Origin of the sequence: Streptomyces flavochromogenes (assembly GCF_000717595.1) — a bacterium.
Classification (GTDB): domain Bacteria; phylum Actinomycetota; class Actinomycetes; order Streptomycetales; family Streptomycetaceae; genus Streptomyces; species Streptomyces flavochromogenes.
In genome coordinates this window covers 1-20,091 of sequence record NZ_JNZO01000034.1, presented here as the reverse complement: position 1 = coordinate 20,091, position 20,091 = coordinate 1, and the positions used below count along the sequence as shown (strand labels likewise).

The 20,091-nt window shown below is 71.0% G+C and carries 17 protein-coding genes and 1 pseudogene; 3 read left to right on the top strand and 15 right to left on the bottom strand.

The window, feature by feature from the left end:
• Positions 1–17: 17 nt before the first annotated feature.
• Entirely contained in the window at positions 18–293 is a 276-nt protein-coding gene (locus tag IF00_RS0133805) for a hypothetical protein (RefSeq protein WP_030324756.1), read from the bottom strand.
• A 204-nt stretch (positions 294–497) separates the two neighbouring features.
• Here IF00_RS0133805 and IF00_RS0133800 point away from each other — a divergent pair, with 204 nt between their 5' ends.
• The gene (locus IF00_RS0133800) at positions 498–2,132 is read left to right on the top strand and encodes a beta-N-acetylhexosaminidase (RefSeq protein WP_030324754.1); all 1,635 of its coding nucleotides are present in this window, start codon (positions 498–500) and stop codon (positions 2,130–2,132) included.
• Between the two features lie 7 nt (positions 2,133–2,139).
• On the opposite strand, the gene IF00_RS0133795 is transcribed toward IF00_RS0133800, so the two are convergent.
• The 10 genes from IF00_RS0133795 to IF00_RS0133750 all read right to left on the bottom strand — a co-directional run bounded on the left by IF00_RS0133795 (position 2,140) and on the right by IF00_RS0133750 (position 14,727).
• Positions 2,140–2,688 carry a hypothetical protein gene (locus IF00_RS0133795; RefSeq protein WP_030324751.1) on the bottom strand — a complete coding sequence of 183 codons (549 nt, stop codon included), beginning with the start codon at positions 2,686–2,688 and terminating at the stop codon, positions 2,140–2,142.
• 211 nt (positions 2,689–2,899) lie between these two features.
• Positions 2,900–4,687: an IucA/IucC family protein gene (locus tag IF00_RS0133790; protein WP_030324749.1), complete on the bottom strand. Its 1,788-nt coding sequence runs from the start codon at positions 4,685–4,687 to the stop codon at positions 2,900–2,902.
• Positions 4,684–5,214 carry a GNAT family N-acetyltransferase gene (locus IF00_RS0133785; protein WP_030324747.1) on the bottom strand — a complete coding sequence of 177 codons (531 nt, stop codon included), beginning with the start codon at positions 5,212–5,214 and terminating at the stop codon, positions 4,684–4,686. The genes IF00_RS0133790 and IF00_RS0133785 overlap by 4 nt, the downstream gene beginning before the upstream one ends.
• Positions 5,211–6,494, bottom strand: a complete 1,284-nt coding sequence (locus tag IF00_RS0133780; protein WP_030324742.1) for a lysine N(6)-hydroxylase/L-ornithine N(5)-oxygenase family protein — start codon at positions 6,492–6,494, stop codon at positions 5,211–5,213. Before IF00_RS0133780 ends, IF00_RS0133785 begins: the two co-directional genes overlap by 4 nt.
• Positions 6,481–7,920: a pyridoxal phosphate-dependent decarboxylase family protein gene (locus IF00_RS0133775; protein WP_030324740.1), complete on the bottom strand. Its 1,440-nt coding sequence runs from the start codon at positions 7,918–7,920 to the stop codon at positions 6,481–6,483. The genes IF00_RS0133780 and IF00_RS0133775 overlap by 14 nt, the downstream gene beginning before the upstream one ends.
• 204 nt (positions 7,921–8,124) lie before the next feature.
• Positions 8,125–8,985, bottom strand: a complete 861-nt coding sequence (locus tag IF00_RS0133770; protein ID WP_030324738.1) for a siderophore-interacting protein — start codon at positions 8,983–8,985, stop codon at positions 8,125–8,127.
• A 97-nt stretch (positions 8,986–9,082) separates the two neighbouring features.
• Entirely contained in the window at positions 9,083–10,243 is a 1,161-nt protein-coding gene (locus IF00_RS0133765) for an acyl-CoA dehydrogenase family protein (protein ID WP_030324736.1), read from the bottom strand.
• A gap of 8 nt (positions 10,244–10,251) precedes the next feature.
• Complete coding sequence (locus tag IF00_RS0133760; protein ID WP_245234704.1) at positions 10,252–11,181, bottom strand: hydroxymethylglutaryl-CoA lyase; 930 nt, start codon at positions 11,179–11,181, stop codon at positions 10,252–10,254.
• A complete protein-coding gene (locus IF00_RS0133755; protein WP_030324732.1) occupies positions 11,178–13,103 on the bottom strand; it encodes an acetyl/propionyl/methylcrotonyl-CoA carboxylase subunit alpha in 1,926 nt (641 codons plus the stop codon). Before IF00_RS0133755 ends, IF00_RS0133760 begins: the two co-directional genes overlap by 4 nt.
• A 16-nt stretch (positions 13,104–13,119) precedes the next feature.
• Complete coding sequence (locus tag IF00_RS0133750) at positions 13,120–14,727, bottom strand: carboxyl transferase domain-containing protein (RefSeq protein WP_030324730.1); 1,608 nt, start codon at positions 14,725–14,727, stop codon at positions 13,120–13,122.
• Positions 14,728–14,814: 87 nt separating this feature from the next.
• On the opposite strand from IF00_RS0133750, the gene IF00_RS0133745 reads away from it, so the two are divergent.
• Positions 14,815–15,423, top strand: coding sequence for an SACE_7040 family transcriptional regulator (locus tag IF00_RS0133745; protein WP_030324728.1), 609 nt, complete (start codon positions 14,815–14,817; stop codon positions 15,421–15,423).
• A gap of 77 nt (positions 15,424–15,500) precedes the next feature.
• Complete coding sequence (locus tag IF00_RS0133740) at positions 15,501–16,274, top strand: phosphatase (protein ID WP_030324726.1); 774 nt, start codon at positions 15,501–15,503, stop codon at positions 16,272–16,274.
• Positions 16,275–16,326: 52 nt separating this feature from the next.
• Here IF00_RS0133740 and IF00_RS0133735 read toward each other — a convergent pair whose 3' ends face one another.
• The 4 genes and pseudogenes from IF00_RS0133735 to IF00_RS0133720 all read right to left on the bottom strand — a co-directional run.
• A complete protein-coding gene (locus tag IF00_RS0133735) occupies positions 16,327–17,274 on the bottom strand; it encodes a cation diffusion facilitator family transporter (protein WP_030324724.1) in 948 nt (315 codons plus the stop codon).
• A gap of 24 nt (positions 17,275–17,298) precedes the next feature.
• The gene (locus tag IF00_RS0133730) at positions 17,299–18,168 is read right to left on the bottom strand and encodes an acyl-CoA thioesterase (protein ID WP_030324722.1); all 870 of its coding nucleotides are present in this window, start codon (positions 18,166–18,168) and stop codon (positions 17,299–17,301) included.
• Positions 18,169–18,174: 6 nt separating this feature from the next.
• On the bottom strand, positions 18,175–19,332 hold the full coding sequence (locus IF00_RS0133725) for an acyl-CoA dehydrogenase family protein (protein WP_030324720.1): 1,158 nt from the start codon (positions 19,330–19,332) through the stop codon (positions 18,175–18,177).
• A gap of 93 nt (positions 19,333–19,425) precedes the next feature.
• Positions 19,426–20,091: pseudogene (locus IF00_RS0133720) on the bottom strand (helix-turn-helix domain-containing protein); the annotation flags it as partial.

The window sequence follows — 20,091 nt, the reverse complement described above, 5'->3', positions numbered from 1 at the left end:
CCGTGCTCGTTCGTGACTCAGCCGTAGACGATGCGGCGCAGTTGCCGGAGCGAGAGCTCCGGCGGCGCCACGGCCCGGTGTGGCAGTTCCGCCGAGATCCGTTCGAAGATCTCCGCGTTCACGGCCCCGCCGGACTGCAGTTCGCGGTGTCGGCGGCGGACGAACTCCTCGGTCGTCTCGTCGAAGTACGCCAGCACATCGAGTACCACCCGGGCGGCCTCACCGCGCTGGAGCGCGGTGCTGCGGACCAGGTGGTCGATGAGGTCGTCGTGCGACGGGCGGCGTTCGAGCACCCATGAATATTGGGGGGTACCTGTCTCGATTCGCAAGAATCCTGCCCGATATCGGGCAGGCGTGCCATGATCCACCCGTCATCCGGGGTGATTGGTCCAGACCTTGACGCGTGGATACCTCGGCGGTACGCATGGTGACGGTTCGGATATAGAACTCGACAGACGCGTCCAACGCCTGATCCAACGCCCGAAGGGGACCAGCCTGTGACACAGCGCCGAAGGATTCCGCGCCTGATCGGATCCCTGCTCCTGGTCGCCGCCGCCGGTGTCGGCTGCGGGGAGGCCGCCGCCGACAGCACGACGGACGGCAAGAACGCCACGGCCGCCGCCGAGCCCGAGGTCCGCCCGCTCGGCCGCATCGTGCCCGTACCCGCCTCCGTCACCCCCGAGGGCGAGCCCTACACCCTCACCCGGACCACCCGCATCGGCGTGGACGGCACGAACCGCGAGACCCAGGAGCTCGGCCGCTACCTCGCCGGACTGCTCCGCCCCGCCACCGGCTTCCCGCTGCCCGTCGTCGAGGACGTCGCCGCCCGCGGCGGCATCCGGCTCCGCCTCAGCCCCGGCGACACCGCGCTCGGCGCCGAGGGCTACCGGCTCCACTCGGCCCCCGACGGCGTCGTCCTCACCGCGCGCGAACCCGCCGGGCTCTTCCGCGGCGTCCAGACCCTGCGCCAGCAGCTGCCCTCCGCCGTCGAACGCAAGAGCGTCCAGAACGGGCCCTGGAAGATCGCCGGCGGCACGATCACCGACACCCCGCGGTACGCCTACCGGGGCGCCATGCTCGACGTCTCCCGCCACTTCTTCACCGTCGACGAGGTGAAGCGGTACATCGACCAGCTCGCGCTCTACAAGGTCAACACCCTCCATCTGCACCTCTCCGACGACCAGGGCTGGCGCATCGCCGTCGACTCCTGGCCCCGGCTCACCACCCACGGCGGCTCCACCGAGGTCGGCGGCGGACCCGGCGGCTTCTACACCAAGGACCAGTACCAGGAGATCGTCCGGTACGCCGCCTCCCGCTACCAGGAGGTGATTCCCGAGATCGACCTCCCCGGCCACACCAACGCCGCCCTCGCCTCCTACGCCGAGCTCAACTGCGACGGCGTCGCCCCGCCGCTCTACACCGGCGTCAAGGTCGGCTTCAGCTCCCTGTGCGTGCCGAAGCCCGTCACGTACGACTTCGTCGACGACGTGATCCGCGAGATCGCCGCGCTCACCCCCGGCCGGTACATCCACATCGGCGGCGACGAGGCGCACTCCACCAGCCACGCGGACTACGTGACCTTCATGGACAAGGTGCAGCCGGTCGTCGCGAAGTACGGGAAGAAGGTCGTCGGCTGGCACCAGCTGACCGGCACGACCCCGGCGGACGGCGCACTCGTCCAGTACTGGGGCCTCGACCGCACCCCCACGGAGGAGAAGGAGCGGGTCGCGGCCGCCGCCCGGAACGGCACCGGCCTGATCCTCTCCCCGGCCGACCGCACGTATCTCGACATGAAGTACACGAAGGACACCAAGCTCGGCCTCGCCTGGGCGGGCTACGTGGAGGTCCGCACGTCGTACGACTGGAACCCGGCCACCTACCTCGCGGGCGCCCCGGAGGAAACCGTCCGCGGCATCGAGGCCCCGCTCTGGACGGAGACCCTGGCCACCACGGACGACCTCGACGTCATGGCCTTCCCGCGCCTGCCGGGCCTGGCGGAACTCGGCTGGTCACCGGCGGCGACCCACGACTGGGACACCTACAAGGTCCGCCTCGCGGAACAGGCCCCGAGGTTCGACGCCCTGGGCATCGACTACTACCGGTCCCCGGAGGTGCCCTGGCCGGCGGAGTAGCGGATCGTCAGTGGCCTCCGAGGCCCGGCAGGCACGTTCCGTCCATCGTGCGGCCCGCGACCTCGGCGGTGGCCTGCCCCTGGTCGTCGATGCGGCCGTTGACGCAGACCTTGCCCTCGCCGCCACCGACGTCGATGTTCTGGGGGCGCTCGCCCCGGGCGCCCTCCCGGTACTCCAGCTCGTGCGGCGCCAGGCCGAGGGCGGCGGCGGCAGCCGCCCGGATCTCGGACTCGCCGGCCGGCTCGTCCTTGATGCGCCACAGCGCCTTGGCGAGGGCTTCCGCCCTGTCCCGTGCCCCGGCGCGCTGCTCCTCGGTGATCTCCATCTGACGCCGGTAGCCGTGGTTCTCCGCGTACTTCTGCGCGGGGTCCTGCGAGATGCACGGCGTCTGCGGTTCGAGTGGCGGCTCGTTGGGGCCCGGGCAGTACCGCATGCCCTCGCGGGAGGCCGTCGCACGCGGGTCGTCGCCGGGGTCGGCGCAGCCGCCGACGAGCGGGACGAGACCGGCGAGCAGGAGCGTGCCGAGGGCGGCGGCGCGGAGGGAGTGACGACTCATGCCCCTCATCCTGTGCGCCGGATTCGATCTTCCGGGCCGTTTCTCCCGCGACGTGACCGAGCCGTAGCCGGGTGAGGCTCCACGCCGTGCGGGTGCCCCTTCGGGGAGAACAGGTGTGAGCCCCGGCGGAGGACCGTACTCCGCCGGGGCTCACACCGGTCTCGGGGTCACGCGGGGTGCGTGGCCGGGGTCGCCCGGCGGGCGCGCTCCGTCAGGCGAAGCGGGCGATCGGGTTCACCAGGTCGCCGACGAGCTGGAGGGCCGCCGACGGGTCGGAGAGGTCGACCATCTGCTTGTTGTTGCGGAGCTGGAGGCGGTTCAGGGCCGACAGGGCGAAGGTCTCCGCGAACATGTCGTACTGCGCGAACCGGTCCGCCAGTTCCGGCTTCGACTGCTCGTAGCCGCGTACGCACTCCGCGACCGTCCGCCAGAAGCCGTCCTCGTCGAGGACGCCCTCCGTGGCGAGCGTCGCCGCCAGGAAGCGGAAGAAGCAGTCGAAGACGTCCGTGAAGACCGAGAGGAGCTTCATGTCCTCGGGGATCTCCGCCCGGACCCGCTCCACCGCCGGCGGCAGGACCGCCGCCGGGTCCATGACGACGATCTCCTCGGCGATGTCCTTGAAGATCGCCCGCGACACCGCGCCGCGCTCGTCGAGGACCAGGATCACGTTCTCGCCGTGCGGCATGAACGCCAGGTCGTACGCGTAGAAGCTGTGCAGGACCGGGAGCAGGTAGGCGTCCAGGTACTGGCGGAGCCAGACCGGGGCCTCCAGGCCCGACTCCTTGATCAGCGCACCCGCGAACGACGCGCCCGTGTGGTCCACGTGCAGGAGGGACGCCATCGTCGCGAGCCGCTCGCCCTCGGCGAGGGTCGGCACCGGGGACTCGCGCCAGAGCGCCGCCAGCATCTTGCGGTACGGCGAGTAGCGGTCGGTCGCGGCCTCGTACTCCAGGTGCCGGTAGCCGACGGCCGCCCGCTCGCGGATGATCGAGAAGCGCGCCGACCGGAACGTCGCGTCCGACTCGATCAGCGTGTGCAGCCAGTCGTTGATCGCCGGAGTCGCCTCCATGTACGCGGCCGAAAGACCCCGCATGAAGCCCATGTTGAGGACGGAGAGGGCCGTCTTCACATAGTGCTTGGCCGGGTCGGAGGTGTTGAAGAAGGTACGGATCGACTGCTGCGCCAGATACGTGTCGTCGCCCTCGCCCAGGTACACCAGGCGCTGCTGCGCGACCTCGGCCGCGAAGGTGACGGACAGCTTGTTCCACCACTGCCAGGGGTGCGCCGGCATGAGGAGGTAGTCGGCCGGGTCGAGGCCGCGGGCCGCCAGGGTCGCCGCGAAGCCGTCCACCGTCGCGTCGCCCAGCTCCGCGCGGACGAAGGCCTCGTAGTCGATGCCCGCGCCGGCCGTGAAGGTGGTGCGGTCGCGCCGCGCCGCCAGCCAGATCAGGTGGATCTCGCTCGCCGCCTCGGGGGCGTACGCGCGGAACTCGTCCACGCCGAAGCCGAGCCGGCCGTTGTTGGCGACGAAGCAGGGGTGGCCCTCGGTCATCCCCGTCTCGATCGCCTGGAAACCGGCGTGGGTGAGCTCGGAGGAGGTGACCGGCTCCTTGGTCGCCTTGAACGCCGTACCGGCGAGCGTGGAGGAGATCTCCTCCAGGTAGACGGGCAGGACCTCGTCGCTCAGGCCGAGGGCGCCGCGCAGCTCGGTGATGAACCGGAGCGCGTCGAGCGGGAGCTGCTCGTCACCGCGGTGGCGGCTGATCGACTCGGCGTAGACCTGCCAGTGGTCGAGGGCGTACCGGTCCGCGGTGAAGCGGTATTCGGTGGTGCCGTCGTCCGACAGGACCGCGTAGCGGCTCTCGCCGAGCTCCCGCGGGTCGAGGAGCCGCTCGTGGGCGAACTCCGCGAGCCCCTTGCGGATCAGTGCGCGGTTGGCGTCCGCCCAGAGCTCGGGGGTGAGGTGCGCGACGGGGTTCGACACATCGATGGTGCTCATACGGCGACTCCCACAGCGGCCTGGAACTGCTCCCGGGTGCAGAAGCTCAGCAGAGCCTTCTTCTCCGGCTTCTGGATCTCGCGCTCCGGCACGAAGCCGACGGCCTCGTTGAGCGTGTGGACGGCCTTGTTGGACACGTCCGGCTCGACGACCACCCGGAGGGTCGCCGGGTCGGCGAACAGCTCCGCCATCACGGCGGTGATCACGGTGCGGGTGAAGCCGTGCACGGGGGTGTCGGTGGGCGCGACGAGGAAGTGCATGCCGACGTCACCGGGCTGCGGCTCGTACAGCCCGACCAGCTCCAGCTCCGACGGGTCGTACCGCTCCATGAGGAAGGCCGGCTCGCCGTCGACCTCGCCGATGAAGGCGTCGTGGTGCGGGTGGGCGGTGATCGCCGTGTACTCGCGCTCGACGTCCTGCGGCGTGGCGTCCTGCATCATCCAGAAGGCGGCCTTGGGGTGGGTGACCCAGGGGTGGATCAGCTCCGCGTCCTTCAGGGGATCGAAGGGACGTATCGATACGGTCATGCCGCGAACTCCTGGAAAGCGATGGTCTTCTCGACGGGGTAGTACTCGTAGCCCAGCATCGCCCCGATGATGTACGCGTTGCGGTACGCCCCCATGCCGAGGTCGGGCGAGGTGATCGAGTGGGTGTGCACGGAGGCGTTCTGCAGGAACACCCCGCGGCCCGTCGTGTCGATCGCGTAGTTGCGGGCCACGTCGAAGCGGCCCTGGCCGTCCCAGTTGAGGCGGTCGCGGACCGGCTCGAGGAAGGCGGGGACGGCGTACTTGTACCCGGTGGCGAGGATCAGGCCCTCGGTGTCCAGGGTGAAGTCCTTCTCCTGCTCCTCCTGGCGGAAGCCGAGGGTGTACGTGCCCGTCGACTCCTCGTACGCGGCGGTGTGCAGCGCGGAGTTGGTGAGGAGGCGGGTGGGCACGGGGCCGTTCAGGTTCTTCTGGTAGAGCAGGTCGAAGATGGCGTCGATCAGCTCGCCGTCGATGCCCTTGAAGAGGCCCTTCTGCTGGGTCTCCAGGCGGTAGCGGGTCTGCTCGGGGAGGGCGTGGAAGTAGTCCACGTACTCCGGGGAGGTCATCTCCAGGGTGAGCTTGGTGTACTCCAGCGGGAAGAAGCGCGGGGAGCGGGTCACCCAGTTGAGCTTGTACCCGTGGACGTCGATCTCGCCGAGGAGGTCGTAGTAGATCTCGGCGGCGCTCTGGCCGCTGCCGACCAGGGTGATCGACTTCTTCTTCTGGAGCTCCTCCTTGTTCGGGAGGTAGCGCGAGTTGTGGATCAGGTCGCCGCCGAGGCCCCGGCAGGTCTCGGGGACGTAGGCCGGGGTGCCGGTGCCGAGGACCAGACGACGCGCGCGGAACGTCTCTCCGCCCTCGGTGGTCACCACGTACACCTCGGCGCCCTCGTCGAACGTCACGGTCGCGACGGTGGTCGAGAAGCGGACGGAGGAGAGGCGTCCGGCGGCCCAGCGGCAGTAGTCGTTGTACTCGGTCCGCAGCGGGTAGAAGTTCTCGCGGATGTAGAACGAGTACAGCCGGCCCTTGTCCTTCAGGTAGTTCAGGAAGGAGTACGGCGAGGTCGGGTCGGCCATCGTGACCAGGTCCGACATGAACGGGGTCTGGAGGTGGGCGCCCTCCAGGAACATCCCCGAGTGCCACTCGAAGTCGGGCTTCGACTCCAGGAAGAGGCCGTTCAGCTCGTCGATCGGCTCCGTCAGGCAGGCGAGTCCGAGGTTGAACGGACCGAGTCCGATGCCGATGAAGTCGTGGATCTCGGTCGTCTCAGGCGTGGACAAGGGTCTCTCCCAGGTACTGCTCGGCGTAGCCGGCGATCAGATCGAGGACGGCGGCGATGTCGGCCGCGGTGGTCTCGGGGTTGAGCAGGGTGAACTTGAGGTACTGGCGGCCGTCGACCTTGGTGCCGGCGACGACGGCCTCGCCGGAGGCGAAGAGGGCCTTGCGGGCGTGCAGGTTGGCCCGGTCGATGTCCTCGGGGGACGTGACCTTCTCCGGGATGTAGCGGTAGACGAGGGTGGAGATCTGCGGCTCGACCACGACGTCGTAGTGCGGGTCGGCGGCGAGCAGCGCGAAGCCCTCGGCGGCCAGGTCGCAGACCTCGTCGAAGAGCTGCCCCACACCGTCGGCGCCCATCACGCGCAGCGTCATCCACAGCTTGAGCGCGTCGAAGCGGCGGGTGGTCTGGAGGGACTTGTCGACCTGGTTGGGGATCTGCTCCGCGATGGTGCGGCGCGGGTTGAGGTAGTCCGCGTGGTAGGTCGCGTGCCGCAGGGTCGCCCCGTCGCGGACCAGGACGGCGGAGGAACTCACCGGCTGGAAGAAGGACTTGTGGAAGTCGACGGTGACCGAGTCGGCCCGCTCGATGCCGTCCAGGAGGTGGCGGCGGGTCGGGGAGGCGAGCAGTCCGCAGCCGTAGGCGGCGTCCACGTGCATCCAGGCGCCGTACTCGTCGGCCAGGGCGGCGATCTCGGGCAGCGGGTCGATGGAACCGAAGTCGGTGGTGCCGGCGGTGGCGACGATCGCCATCGGGACGAGGCCCTCGGCGCGGCAGGCCTCCAGCTCGGCGGCGAGGACGACGGACTGCATCCGCTTGTTCCGGTCGACGGGTATGGAGACGACGGCGTCCTGGCCGAGGCCGAGGAGGGTGGCCGACTTCTGGACGCTGAAGTGGCTGCACTCGGAGGAGAAGATCCGGAGCTTCGACAGGTCGGTCGTCTTCGCCTCCTCGCGGGCGAGGAGCAGTGCCTGGAGGTTGGACTGCGTACCGCCGCTGGTGAACACGCCGTCGGCGGCGGGGCCGAGGCCGATGCGGCCGCAGGTCCAGTCGACGATCTTGCGCTCGATGAGGGTGCCGCCGGCGCTCTGGTCCCAGGTGTCCAGGGAGGAGTTGACCGCCGAGAGCACCGCCTCGCCGAGGACGGCGGGGATGACCACCGGGCAGTTGAGGTGGCCCAGGTAGCGGGGGTGGTGGAAGTAGACGGCGTCCCGGAGGTAGACGCTCTCCAGCTCGTCGAGCGCGGCGGAGGAGTCGCCGAGCGGACGGTCGAGGTCGACGGCGTCGATGACGGGGGCGAGCTCGGCGGGGGTCACTCCGGTGAACGGACGTCGCGTCGCGGCGAGTTTGTCCGCCACCCGCTCGACTCCTTCGGTGACGGAGCGCCGGTAGCTCTCCGCCGTGGCGTCGTTGAGCAGGTGAGAGCGCATGTGGGGGGCCTCCAGGTACGGGGCTCGGTCGCGCCCTCCGGACAGGGGAAAGGGGCGAGGGGCGACGCGGTGAAAACAAGGTTAGCCTAACCTAACTTTCCACCGCAACGACCCTCGCCCCTCATGTGTCACGGGAGTTGACGATCGCCATCGACCGGACTGTCCGGTTATGGCGGGGTGTGCACCGGGCTGGTGTGTCCCGGGTTATGCCTCTTCCTGCGTCTCGTCCGGGACCTCGCGCAGCGCGTCCTCGGACAGGCCCTTGCGCCAGTAGCCGACGAACGTCACCCGGCGCCGGTCGAGTTCACCGTCCCGCACGAAGTGCCGGCGCAGCGCCTTCACCGCGCCCGACTCGCCCGCGATCCAGACGTACGGGGCCTCTCCGGGCAGTTCGACGCCGCGCACCGCGTCCACGGCGGACGGCGCCCCCTCCTCGCGTACGAGCCAGGTGACGGTCGCGTCCGCCTGTGTCGCCAGCTCCGTACGGTCGCCGGAGTACGGCACCTCCAGGAACACCTGGGCGCGGATCCCGGCCGGCAGCCACTCCAGGATCGCCGAGGCGGCCGGAAGGGCCGTCTCGTCCGCCCAGATCAGGACGGAGTCGGCGTCCTCGGGCAGCTGGAAGCGGACGCCGGTGTTCTCGGCGATCGCCGGGCCGAGGACGACCACACGGTCGCCGGGGGTGGCCCGGGAGGCCCAACGGCAGGCGGGGCCGCCGTCCTCGTGGATCGCGAAGTCGATGTCGACGGCGTTCTCGGCGTGCTCCTGCTCGGTGCGCTGCTCGCGGACGGTGTACGAACGCATCACGGCCCGCACGTCGTCGGGCATCGCGCGCCAGGCGCCGAGGATCGCGTACATGTCCGGGTTGTCGAGCGGCGGCAGGGCGGGCGCGTCCTGGCCGGGGTGCGGCAGGAAGAGGGAGAGCGACTGGTCGCGGCCGCCGGCGGCGAAGTTCTTCAGGTCGTCGCCGGTGAAGGTGACGCGGACCAGGGACGGGCCGAGCCGCCGGGTCCGGTCCACCCGCAGGTGGAAGAACTGGAAGGGGGCGGTCTCGGGGTTCGTCATGAAAACATAGGTTAGCCTAACCTCACATAAGCCGGTAAGGGGGGAAGGGTCCGCCACCCCCTCGGGGCGGCGGACCCTCCGTGCGGACCGGACCGGGTCAGGCCTGCAGGCCCAACTCCCGGGCGATCAGCATCCGCTGGACCTCGCTCGTGCCCTCGCCGATCTCCAGGATCTTCGAGTCGCGCCACATCCGGGCCACCGGGTACTCGTTCATGAAGCCGTAGCCGCCGTGGATCTGGGTCGCCTCACGGGCGTTGTCCACGGCCACCGTCGAGGAGTACAGCTTCGCGATCGCCGCCTCCTTCTTGAACGTCTCGCCGAGGACCAGCCGCGAGGCCGCGTCCCGCCAGCCGATCCGGGCCATGTGCGCCCGCATCTCCATGTCGGCGATCTTGAACTGGATGGCCTGGTTGTCGCCGATCGGCCGGCCGAAGGCGTGACGTTCCTTCGCGTACTTCACCGACTCGTCGACACAGCCCTGCGCCAGACCCGTCGCCAGCGCCGCGATCGCGACCCGGCCCTCGTCGAGGATCCGCAGGAACTGCGCGTAGCCGCGGCCCTCCTCGCCGAGCAGGTTCTCCACCGGGACGCGGACGTCGTCGAAGGACAGCTCACGGGTGTCCGAGGCGTTCCAGCCGACCTTCGAGTAGGGGGCGGCCACGGTGAAACCGGGGGTGCCGGAAGGGACGATGATCGAGGAGATCAGCGGACGGCCGTCGGGCTTGCGGCCGGTGACCGCCGTGACCGTCACCAGACCCGTGATGTCCGTACCGGAGTTGGTGATGAAGCACTTCGAACCGTTGATGACCCAGTGGTCGCCGTCGCGCACGGCCGTCGTACGGGTGCCGCCCGCGTCCGAACCGGCGCCCGGCTCGGTGAGACCGAAGGCCCCCAGCAGCTCGCCGGCACAGAGCCTCGGCAGCCACTCGCGCTTCTGCTCGTCCGTACCGAAGAGGTACACGGGCATCGCGCCGAGCGAGACACCCGCCTCCAGGGTGATCGCGACGGAGGAGTCGACCCGGGCCAGCTCCTCCAGGGCGATGCCGAGCGCCAGGTAGTCACCGCCCATGCCGCCGTACTCCTCGGGGAACGGCAGCCCGAACAGGCCCATACGGCCCATCTCACGGACGATCTCGTACGGGAACTCGTGCCGCTCGTAGTAGTCGCCGATCTTCGGCGCCACGACGTCGTGGGCGAACGCCTCGACGGTACGGCGGAGTTCCTCGTGCTCGGCGGAGAGCCGGTGGTCGAGAGACATGGGGGACGTCACTCCTTGTGGGAGAGGGCGCGGACGGTACGGGAGGGGCTGGGCCGGCCCAGCTGGTCGGCCATCCACACGCTTGTGGCGGTGAGGGCGGCCAGATCGACCCCGGTCTCGATGCCGAGGCCGTCGAGCATCCACACGAGATCCTCGGTGGCGAGATTGCCGGTCGCGCTCTTCGCGTAGGGGCAGCCGCCGAGGCCGCCGGCGGAGGCGTCGACCGTGGTCACTCCGTGGCGGAGCGCGGCGAGCGTGTTGGAGAGGGCCTGGCCGTAGGTGTCGTGGAAGTGCACGGCGATACGGGAGGCGGGGACACCGGCCTCGTACAGGGCCGTCAGCAGCGCCTGGACGTGGCCGGGAGTGGCGACGCCGATCGTGTCCCCGAGGCTCAGCTCGTCGCAGCCCATCTCGGCGAGGGCCTTGGTGACGCGGACGACCTGCTCGATCGGGACGGCGCCCTCCCACGGGTCGCCGAAGCACATCGACAGATAGCCGCGGACCTTCAGCCCGGACTCTATGGCCCGCGTGACGGTCGGCGCGAACATCGCGAGCGCCTCGTCCACGGTCCGGTTCAGGTTGGCCTTCGCGAAGGACTCGGTCGCCGAGGCGAACACGGCGACCTCGCGGGCCCCGAGCGCGAGGGCGCGGTCGAGACCCCGCTCGTTGGGCACGAGCACCGGGAGCCGGACCGGCAGATCGCGGACCAGCGGGAACAGGTCCTCCGCGTCCGCCAGCTGGGGCACCCACTTGGGGTGCACGAAGCTGGTCGCCTCGATCGTGCCGAGCCCGGCGGCGGCGAGCCGCCGGACGAACTCGGCCTTCACGTCGGTCGGGACGGCCGTCTTCTCGTTCTGCAGCCCGTCCCGGGCCCCGACCTCGTGGATCCGCACCCGGGCGGGGAGGGACGGGTCCCCCACGGTCATCGGCAGGCTCACGCGTCCTCCTCCTCGCGGGGCGTCACCACGGCCAGGATCTGGTCCATGGCGACGGTCGAACCGGGCGTGACGTCCAGCTCGGTGACGGTGCCGGCGTGCGGGGCGGAGATGACGTGCTCCATCTTCATCGCCTCGACGACCAGCAGACTCTGCCCGGCCTCGACCTCGTCCCCGACGGCCACCTTGACGACGGTCACGGTCCCCGGCATGGGAGCGGCGAGCGTGTCGGCGCCCCCGTGGCGGGCGCCGGAGAGCGCGGCGGCGACGGGGTCATGGTCCATGACGTGCCAGGAGTCGCCGTCGCGGCCCAGCCAGCGGCCGGCCCGGTGGAAGCGGTGGACGATGCCGTCCACCGTGACCGTCACCGAGGTGTCCGTGACCCGTGCGCCGGCCGGCGCCTCCGCCATGACGGCTTCGAGTCCCGCCGCCCGTACGGGGAAGGGGAGCGGAGCCGGGCTGCCGCCCAGGCGCCAGCCGCTGGGCACCGAGAACGGGTCGGTCCAGCCGCCCCGAGGTGCCGGATCCAGCTCCGCGAGCCGTACGGCCGCCGCCGCCGCGTACACCTCCTCCGGGACGCCCTCCGGGACCAGGCTCTCCGCGTCCCGCTCCACCAGGCCCGTGTCCAGGGCGCCGGAGACGACGTCCGGGTGGGCCAGCAGGCGACGCAGGAAGCCCGCGTTCGTCGGGACCCCCAGGGTCACCGTGTCCGCCAGGGCCGCGCGCAGGCGGCGCAGGGCCGTCGGGCGGTCCTCGGCGTGGACGATGACCTTCGACAGCATCGGGTCGTAGAGGGACGAGACCTCCGTACCCTCCGAGAGGCCCGAGTCCGTGCGGACTCCTTCGCCGGCCGGCTCGTTCAGGGCCAGGACCGTGCCGCCCGAGGGCAGGAAGCCGCGGGAGGGGTCCTCCGCGCAGATCCGGGCCTCGATCGCCCAGCCCGTGAGGGTGATGTCCTCCTGCGTGAAGGGCAGCGGCTCGCCCGACGCCACCCTCAGCTGCCACTCCACCAGGTCCACGCCCGTGATCAGCTCGGTGACCGGGTGCTCGACCTGGAGGCGGGTGTTCATCTCCATGAAGTAGTACGAGGACGGGTCGCCGCCCGGCACGATGAACTCGACCGTGCCCGCGCCCACATACCCGCACGAGCGCGCCGCCTCGACCGCCGCCGCGCCCATCGACGCCCGGATCTCCGGGGTCAGCAGGACGCTCGGCGCCTCCTCGATGATCTTCTGGTGGCGGCGCTGGAGCGAACACTCGCGCTCGCCCAGGTGGATCACGTTTCCGTGGGCGTCCGCCAGGACCTGGATCTCGATGTGCCGGGGCCGGTCGATCCACCGCTCCACCAGCAGCGTGTCGTCACCGAAGGAGGCGCGGGCCTCGCGACGCGCGGACGCGATCTCCTCCGTCAGCGTCGACAGGTCGCGGACCAGCCGCATGCCCTTGCCGCCGCCTCCCGCGCTCGGCTTGAGCAGCACCGGGGCACCCAACTCGCGTGCCGCGGCCTCCAGTTCGGGATCGGCTGCGCCGGGGACGACGGGGACACCCGCCGCCTTCACCGTCTCCTTCGCCCTGATCTTGTCGCCCATCAGGGAGATCGCCGAGGCGGGCGGGCCGATGAAGACGAGCCCGGCGTCCGCGCACGCCTGCGCGAACCCCGCGTTCTCCGCGAGGAAGCCGTACCCGGGGTGCACCGCCTGCGCGCCCGTCCGGCGGGCCGCGTCGAGGAGCGCCTCCACCGACAGGTACGACTCCGAGGCCGGCGGCGGGCCGATCCGTACCGCCGTGTCCGCCTCCCGTACGTGCCGGGCATCGGCGTCCGCGTCGCTGTAGACCGCGACCGAACGCACACCGAGCGCCCGCAGGGTGCGGATGACCCGGACCGCGATCTCGCCGCGATTCGCGACGAGCACTGTGTCGAACATGGACGTCCTCACACCCTCACATCCGGAAGACGCCGAACTGGGGGTCTCCCAGGGGCGCGTTGGCACAGGCGGTCAGGGCGAGGCCGAGGACCTGCCGGGTCTCCAGCGGGTCGATGACGCCGTCGTCCCAGAGCCGGGCGCTCGCGTAGTAGGCGCTGCCCTGGGTCTCGTACTGCTCGCGGATCGGGGCCTTGAAGGCCTCCTCGTCCTCCGCGCTCCACTCGTCGCCGAGCTGGTCGCGCTTGACGGTCGCGAGGACGGACGCGGCCTGCTCGCCGCCCATGACCGAGATCTTGGCGTTCGGCCACATCCACAGGAAGCGCGGCGAGTACGCCCGGCCGCACATCGAGTAGTTGCCCGCGCCGTACGAGCCGCCGACGACGACCGTCAGCTTCGGGACCCGGGTGGTGGCCACGGCCGTCACCATCTTGGCGCCGTGCTTGGCGATGCCGCCGTGCTCGTACGCCTTGCCGACCATGAAGCCGGTGATGTTCTGCAGGAAGACCAGCGGGATGCCGCGCTGGTCGCACAGCTCGATGAAGTGCGCGCCCTTCTGGGCGGACTCGGCGAACAGGATGCCGTTGTTGGCGACGATGCCGACCGGGTGCCCGTGGATCCGGGCGAAACCGGTGATCAGCGTCTGCCCGTACTCGGACTTGAACTCCTGGAAACGGGAGCCGTCCACCACCCGGGCGATGACCTCGCGCACGTCGTAAGGGGTACGGGAGTCCACCGGCACCGCGCCGTACAGCCCGGCCGGGTCCACCTTCGGCTCCTCGACCGGCTCCACCGACCAGGGCAGCGGGCCGCGGTCGGGGAGCGTCGCGACGATGTTCCGCACGATCCGCAGCGCGTGGGCGTCGTCCTCGGCGAGGTGGTCGGTGACGCCGGAGATCCGCGAGTGGACCTCGCCGCCGCCCAGCTCCTCCGCCGTCACGACCTCACCGGTCGCCGCCTTCACCAGCGGCGGACCGCCGAGGAAGATCGTGCCCTGGTTCCGTACGATCACGGCCTCGTCGCTCATCGCCGGCACGTACGCGCCACCGGCCGTGCACGAGCCGAGGACCGCCGCGATCTGCGGGATGCCCGCGCCGGACATCCGGGCCTGGTTGTAGAAGATCCGGCCGAAGTGCTCCCGGTCGGGGAAGACCTCGTCCTGCATCGGCAGGAACGCGCCGCCCGAGTCGACCAGGTAGAGGCAGGGGAGACGGTTCTCCAGCGCCACCTCCTGGGCCCGGAGGTGCTTCTTCACCGTCATCGGGTAGTACGTGCCGCCCTTGACCGTCGCGTCGTTGGCGACGATCACGCACTCGCGGCCCGAGACCCGGCCGATGCCCGCGATGACCCCGGCCGCCGGGGCCGCGTCGCCGTACATCCCGTTCGCCGCGAGCGGCGCCAGCTCCAGGAAGGGGGAGCCGGGGTCGAGGAGGGTGTCCACCCGGTCCCTCGGCAGCAGCTTCCCGCGCGCGGTGTGCCGGGCCCGGGACTTCTCACCGCCGCCCAGCGCCGCCGCCGCGAGCTTGGCGCGCAGGACGGCCGCCAGCTCGTGGTGCGCCGCCTCGTTCGCCTGCCAGGCCGGCGAGGCGGGATCCGCCGCACTCGCCAGCACAGGTGCCTGCTGCATCCCTCGAGCTCCCTTGCTCGGTTAATGAGCGTTAACGTATGTCGTTCAGGTTAACGACCGCTAACCGGGTTGTCTAGAATCGAATCCATGACCACGACCTCGGCCACGACCCGGACCGCCACCGGCAGGACCGACGCCCCGACGCGGCGCCAGCAGATCCTCAAGGAGGCCGCCCGCCTCTTCGCCGAGCGCGGCTTCCACGGCGTGGGCGTGGACGAGATAGGAGCCGCCGTCGGCATCAGCGGCCCCGGCCTCTACCGCCACTTCCCCGGCAAGGACGCGATGCTCGCCGAACTCCTCGTCGGCATCAGCGAGCGGCTCCTCGACGGCGGCCGGCTGCGGGTCGGCGAGACCACGGGCGACCCCGAGGCCCTGCTCGGCGCCCTCATCGACGGCCACATCGACTTCGCCCTCGACGACCGGCCGCTGATCACCCTCCACGACCGCGAGCTCGACCGCCTCAAGGACGAGGACCGCAAGCGGGTACGGCAGCTCCAGCGGCAGTACGTGGAACTGTGGGTGACGGTGGTGCGGGAGCTGTACCCGGACGCGGGGGAGTCGGAATCGCGGACGGCGGTCCACGCGGTGTTCGGCCTGCTCAACTCGACGCCGCACCTCGACGCGGTGGGTCGCCGGACCATGGAGGAGCTGCTCCGGCGCCTGGCCCACGGGGCCTTCGGGGCGCTCCGGAGCTGAGTGGCGTCCGGCTCCGGGCGGGTCCACGGGACGGAACGATTGCCCACAACGGCAGGCCGTCGTCCAGAATGAGCCCCATGCCGATACTCAGCCGCCCCGCCCTTGTCGAGCACCTCGTCCGCACCCGGATCGCGGGAGACGTCGCCACCCCGCGCGACAACAACCTCTCCCACTACCGCAAGCTCGCCAACGGCGACCGGCACTACTGGCTCGGCCTGGAGCTCGGCGACCGCTGGACCGACGAGCAGGACGTGCTCGCCGTGATGGCCGAACGCTGCGGTGTCATCGACGACCCGGCCCACCGGGCCGGCCAGGACACCATCGACCCCGAGCTCACCGTGGACGGCCTGGAGCGGATGGCCGCCCGGCTGCGCAAGGCCGCCGCCGGCAAGGAGCGGGTCCTCTTCGCGACCGGCCACCCCGGCGCGCTGATCGACGTGCACAGCCGGGTCGCGGCCGGGCTGCGCGCCCAGGGCTGCGACATCGTGAAGATCCCCGGTGGGCTCGTCGCCGACGAGGGGTACGTCGTGCAGTTCGCCGACGTCGCGGTCTTCGAGCGGGGCGCGAGCCTCTGGCACACCCACTCGCCGGAGCCGATGAACGCGATCCTCGACGCGCTCGGCGAGGACGGACGGCCCGACCTGGTGATCGCGGACCACGGGTGGGCCGGACGGGCCGGTCAGCGGGGCATCGACTCCGTCGGATACGCGGACTGCAACGACCCCGCCCTCTTCATCGGCGAGGCCGAGGGCACGATGCAGGTCACGATCCCCCTGGACGACCACGTCCTGGACCCGCGCTTCTACGAACCGATGACGGCCTACACCCTGCACGCGGCCGGCCTGCTCTGATCCCAGGCCCCCTCCAGGCCCCGCGCCCGCTGCTGCCGGGCCCGCGGACGCGTCAGGTGCGGGGGCGGTGTTGGGTCAGGGCCGGGGTGGGGTCCAGGTAGACACGGCGGATCTGGGGGAAGCGTTCGCGGAGTTGCGACTCCGCGTCCTCGCACGCCCACTCCACCTGCTCCGCCGACGCCACGTCCCGGAAGTCGACCTTCGCCGCGATCAGGACCTCGTCCGGCCCCTGGATGAGGGTCGTCAGGTCGAGGACGTCCACGATGTGCGGGACGGAGAGCAGCTCCTCGCGGACTTCGGCCCGCACGTGCTTCGGCAGCGGCCGGCCGATGAGGAGCTCGGCGTTGGAACGGCCCAGGACCCAGGCCACGTACACGAGCAACGCGCCGATGAGGATCGACGCGATGCCGTCCCAGACGCCGGAGCCGGTGATCTCGCCGCCGAGGAGGCCGCCCGCCGCGAGCATCAGGCCGGCCAGGGCGGCGGAGTCCTCCATCACCACCGCCTTCACCGTGGTGTCGGGGGTGAGGCGGAGGTAGCGGGCGAAGGCGGTCCCGGCCCGGTCCGCCTCGGCCCGCATCTGCCGGACGCCGGTCCGGAGCGAGTAGCCCTCCAGGACGAAGGCGACGCCGAGCACGATGTACGAGACCAGAGGGTCGCCCAGCTCCTCGCCGTGGGTGAGGGTGTGGATGCCGTCGTAGACGGAGAAGACCGCGCCGCCCACGAAGGTCGCCACGGCCGCGAGCAGCGCCCACACGTATCGTTCGCCCGCGTAGCCCACCGGGTGGTCCTCGTCGGCCGGCTTCTCGCTCCGCTTCAGCGCGGTGAGCAGCATGACCTCGGTGACGGTGTCGGCGACCGAGTGGGCGGCCTCCGACAGCATCGCGCTGGATCCGCTGATGACACCGGCGACGGCCTTGGCGGCGGCGATCCCCAGATTCGCCACCGCCGCCACGATCACCGTGAACGTGCTCTCACCGCTGCCCGACTGCTCTGCCATGACATCGGACGCTATGTCCGGTCATCAGCGCGGCACGCGAACGACACCCTCCTGGATGACCGAGATCGCGAGCCTGCCGTCCTGCGTGTAGATCCGGGCCTGGCCCAGGCCGCGCCCGCCGGACGCGGTCGGCGACTCCTGGTCGTACAGGAGCCATTCGTCGGCCCGGAAGGGGCGGTGGAACCACATCGCGTGGTCCAGGGACGCCCCGACGACGTCCCCGACGGCCCAGCCGCCCCGCCCGTGCGCGAGCAGGACGGAGTCGAGCAGCGTCATGTCGGAGACGTACGTGGCGAGGACGACGTGGAGGAGAGGGTCGTCGGCCAGCTTGCCGTTCGTGCGGAACCAGACCTGCGAGCGCGGCTCGCGCGGCTCCCCGACCGAGCCCCACGGCGGGACCTCGGCATAGCGGAGGTCGACGGCCGCCCTGGCCTCGATCAGCCGGTCCGCGACCTCGCGGGGGAGGTGACGGGGCAGCATCTCGGCCGGGGTCGGGAGCGACTCCGGGTCCGGTGCGGCCGGCATGTCCGCCTGGTGGTCGAGCCCCTCCTCGTACGTCTGGAACGACGCCGAGAGGTGGAAGATCGGCTGCCCGTGCTGGACGGCGACGACCCGGCGGGTGGTGAAGGAGCGTCCGTCCCGGATGCGGTCGACCGTGTAGACGATCGGCGCGCCCGGGTCCCCGGGGCGCAGGAAGTACGCGTGGAGCGAGTGCGCCAGGCGGTCTGCGGGTACGGTCCTGCCGGCCGCCACCAGCGCCTGGGCGGCCACCTGGCCGCCGAAGACGCGGGGGACGAGCGCGGAGCGGGACTCACCCCGGAAGATGTCCCGCTCGATCCGCTCCAGGTCGAGCAGATCGAGCAGGCCATCCAGGGCGCTGTGCGCGTCGGGCACCTGGACCTACAGGCCCATCGACTTGGCGATGATCGACTTCATGATCTCGCTGGTGCCGCCGTAGATGCGGTTGACGCGGTTGTCGGCGTACAGACGCGCGATCGGGTACTCGTTCATGTAGCCGTAGCCGCCGTGCAGCTGGAGGCAGCGGTCGATGACGCGGTGCGCGACCTCGGTGCAGAAGAGCTTGGCGCTCGCGGCCTCGGCCGGGGACAGCTCGCCCGTGTCCAGGGCCTCCAGGGCGCGGTCGGCCACGGCCTCGGCGGCGTCGACCTCGGCCTGGCAGGCGGCCAGCTCGAACTTGGTGTTCTGGAAGTGCGCGACCGGCTTGCCGAAGACGGTGCGGTCCTGCACGTACTCCTTGGCGAAGCGCACGGCGGCCTTGGCCTGCGCGTACGCGCCGAAGGCGATGCCCCAGCGCTCGGAGGCCAGGTTGTGACCGAGGTAGGAGAAGCCCTTGCCCTCCTCGCCGAGGAGGTCCTCGACGGGCACCTTGACGTCGACGAAGGCCAGCTCGGCCGTGTCGGAGGTGCGCAGGCCCAGCTTGTCCAGCTTGCGGCCGATGGAGTAGCCCTCGGACTTGGTGTCCACGGCGAAGAGGGAGATGCCGAAGCGGCGGTCCTCGGCCGTCGGGGCGGACGTACGGGCGCAGACGATCACGCGGTCGGCGTGGACGCCACCGGTGATGAAGGTCTTGGCGCCGTTGAGGACGTAGTGCGTGCCGTCCTCGGAGAGCTTGGCGGTGGTCTTCATGCCCGCGACGTCGGAGCCGGTGCCCGGCTCGGTCATCGCGAGGGCCCACATCTCCTCGCCGGTGACGAACTTCGGCAGGTAGCGCTTCTTCTGGTCACCGGTGGCGAGCATCTTGATGTAGGGCAGGGCGAGCAGCACGTGGACACCGGAGCCGCCGAACTGCACGCCCGCGCGCGAGGTCTCCTCGTAGAGGACGGCCTCGAACTTGTGGGTGTCCAGGCCCGCGCCGCCGAACTCCTCGGGCACGTTGATGCCGAAGATGCCCAGCTCGCCGAGCTTCTCGTAGAACTCGCGCGGCGCCTGGCCGGCCGCGAACCACTCGTCGTAGACCGGGACGACCTCGGCCTCGATGAAGGCGCGGATGGTCTCCCGGAACGCCTCGTGGTCCTCGTTGAATACGGTACGGCGCACGAGCCGCCTCCTTCGTGTCCGGTGTCCGGTCCTGGTCCGCTTCGCGCTTGTCTAAGCGCTTGCTCAGCCTTGCTCCTCGAAGTTACCCAGCGGTCACCCGCTCTGTCCAGAGCCCTCGCCTGTGATCCAGCGCCTACCGATCACGTCGTACTCCTGGACCGGCCGCCCCTTGATCCCGCTGGTGCGGAACGGTCTCCCCGCCGAGTCCGCGATCCGGACCGTGCCCGAGCGGCCCTCCGAGCTCCACACCAGTTCCAGGTACCAGCGGCAGTCGCAGCCCGTCGTCCCGGCGGTGACGAGCAGCTCCTCGGGATCGGACGAGGTCACGGTGTAGGGGAAGGGGACGGCGGGGATCCTCCGGCCCTCGGAGCCGGAGGCGTCGTAGCCGTCGACCGGCCGGGCGAGCGGGCGCGACGCGTCGAGGTCGACGGCGTAGTGGCGCGGGGTGACGGCGCCGCCGCAGCCGTTGTCCATCCGGTACGCGGTCCAGGGGAGGGGCGCGGTACGGCCGACGACCCGTACATGGAGGGCCTGGAGCACGACGGAGGCCGACGGCGACCTGCCCTGGAGGGAGATCCGGACGAGCGTCTCGCCGCCGTGCACCGCCCCGTGCGCCCCCGCCCACGGCGCGGCGTCGGCCGGCGGCGGGGGCGGGGCCACGCCGCTCGGGGCGCGGTCGACGAGGTACATGTGCCCGCAGCCGTTCTCCCAGGTGTGGGAGTCGGCGGTCCAGGTGAAGGGGGGTGCGGGGGCGGGAGC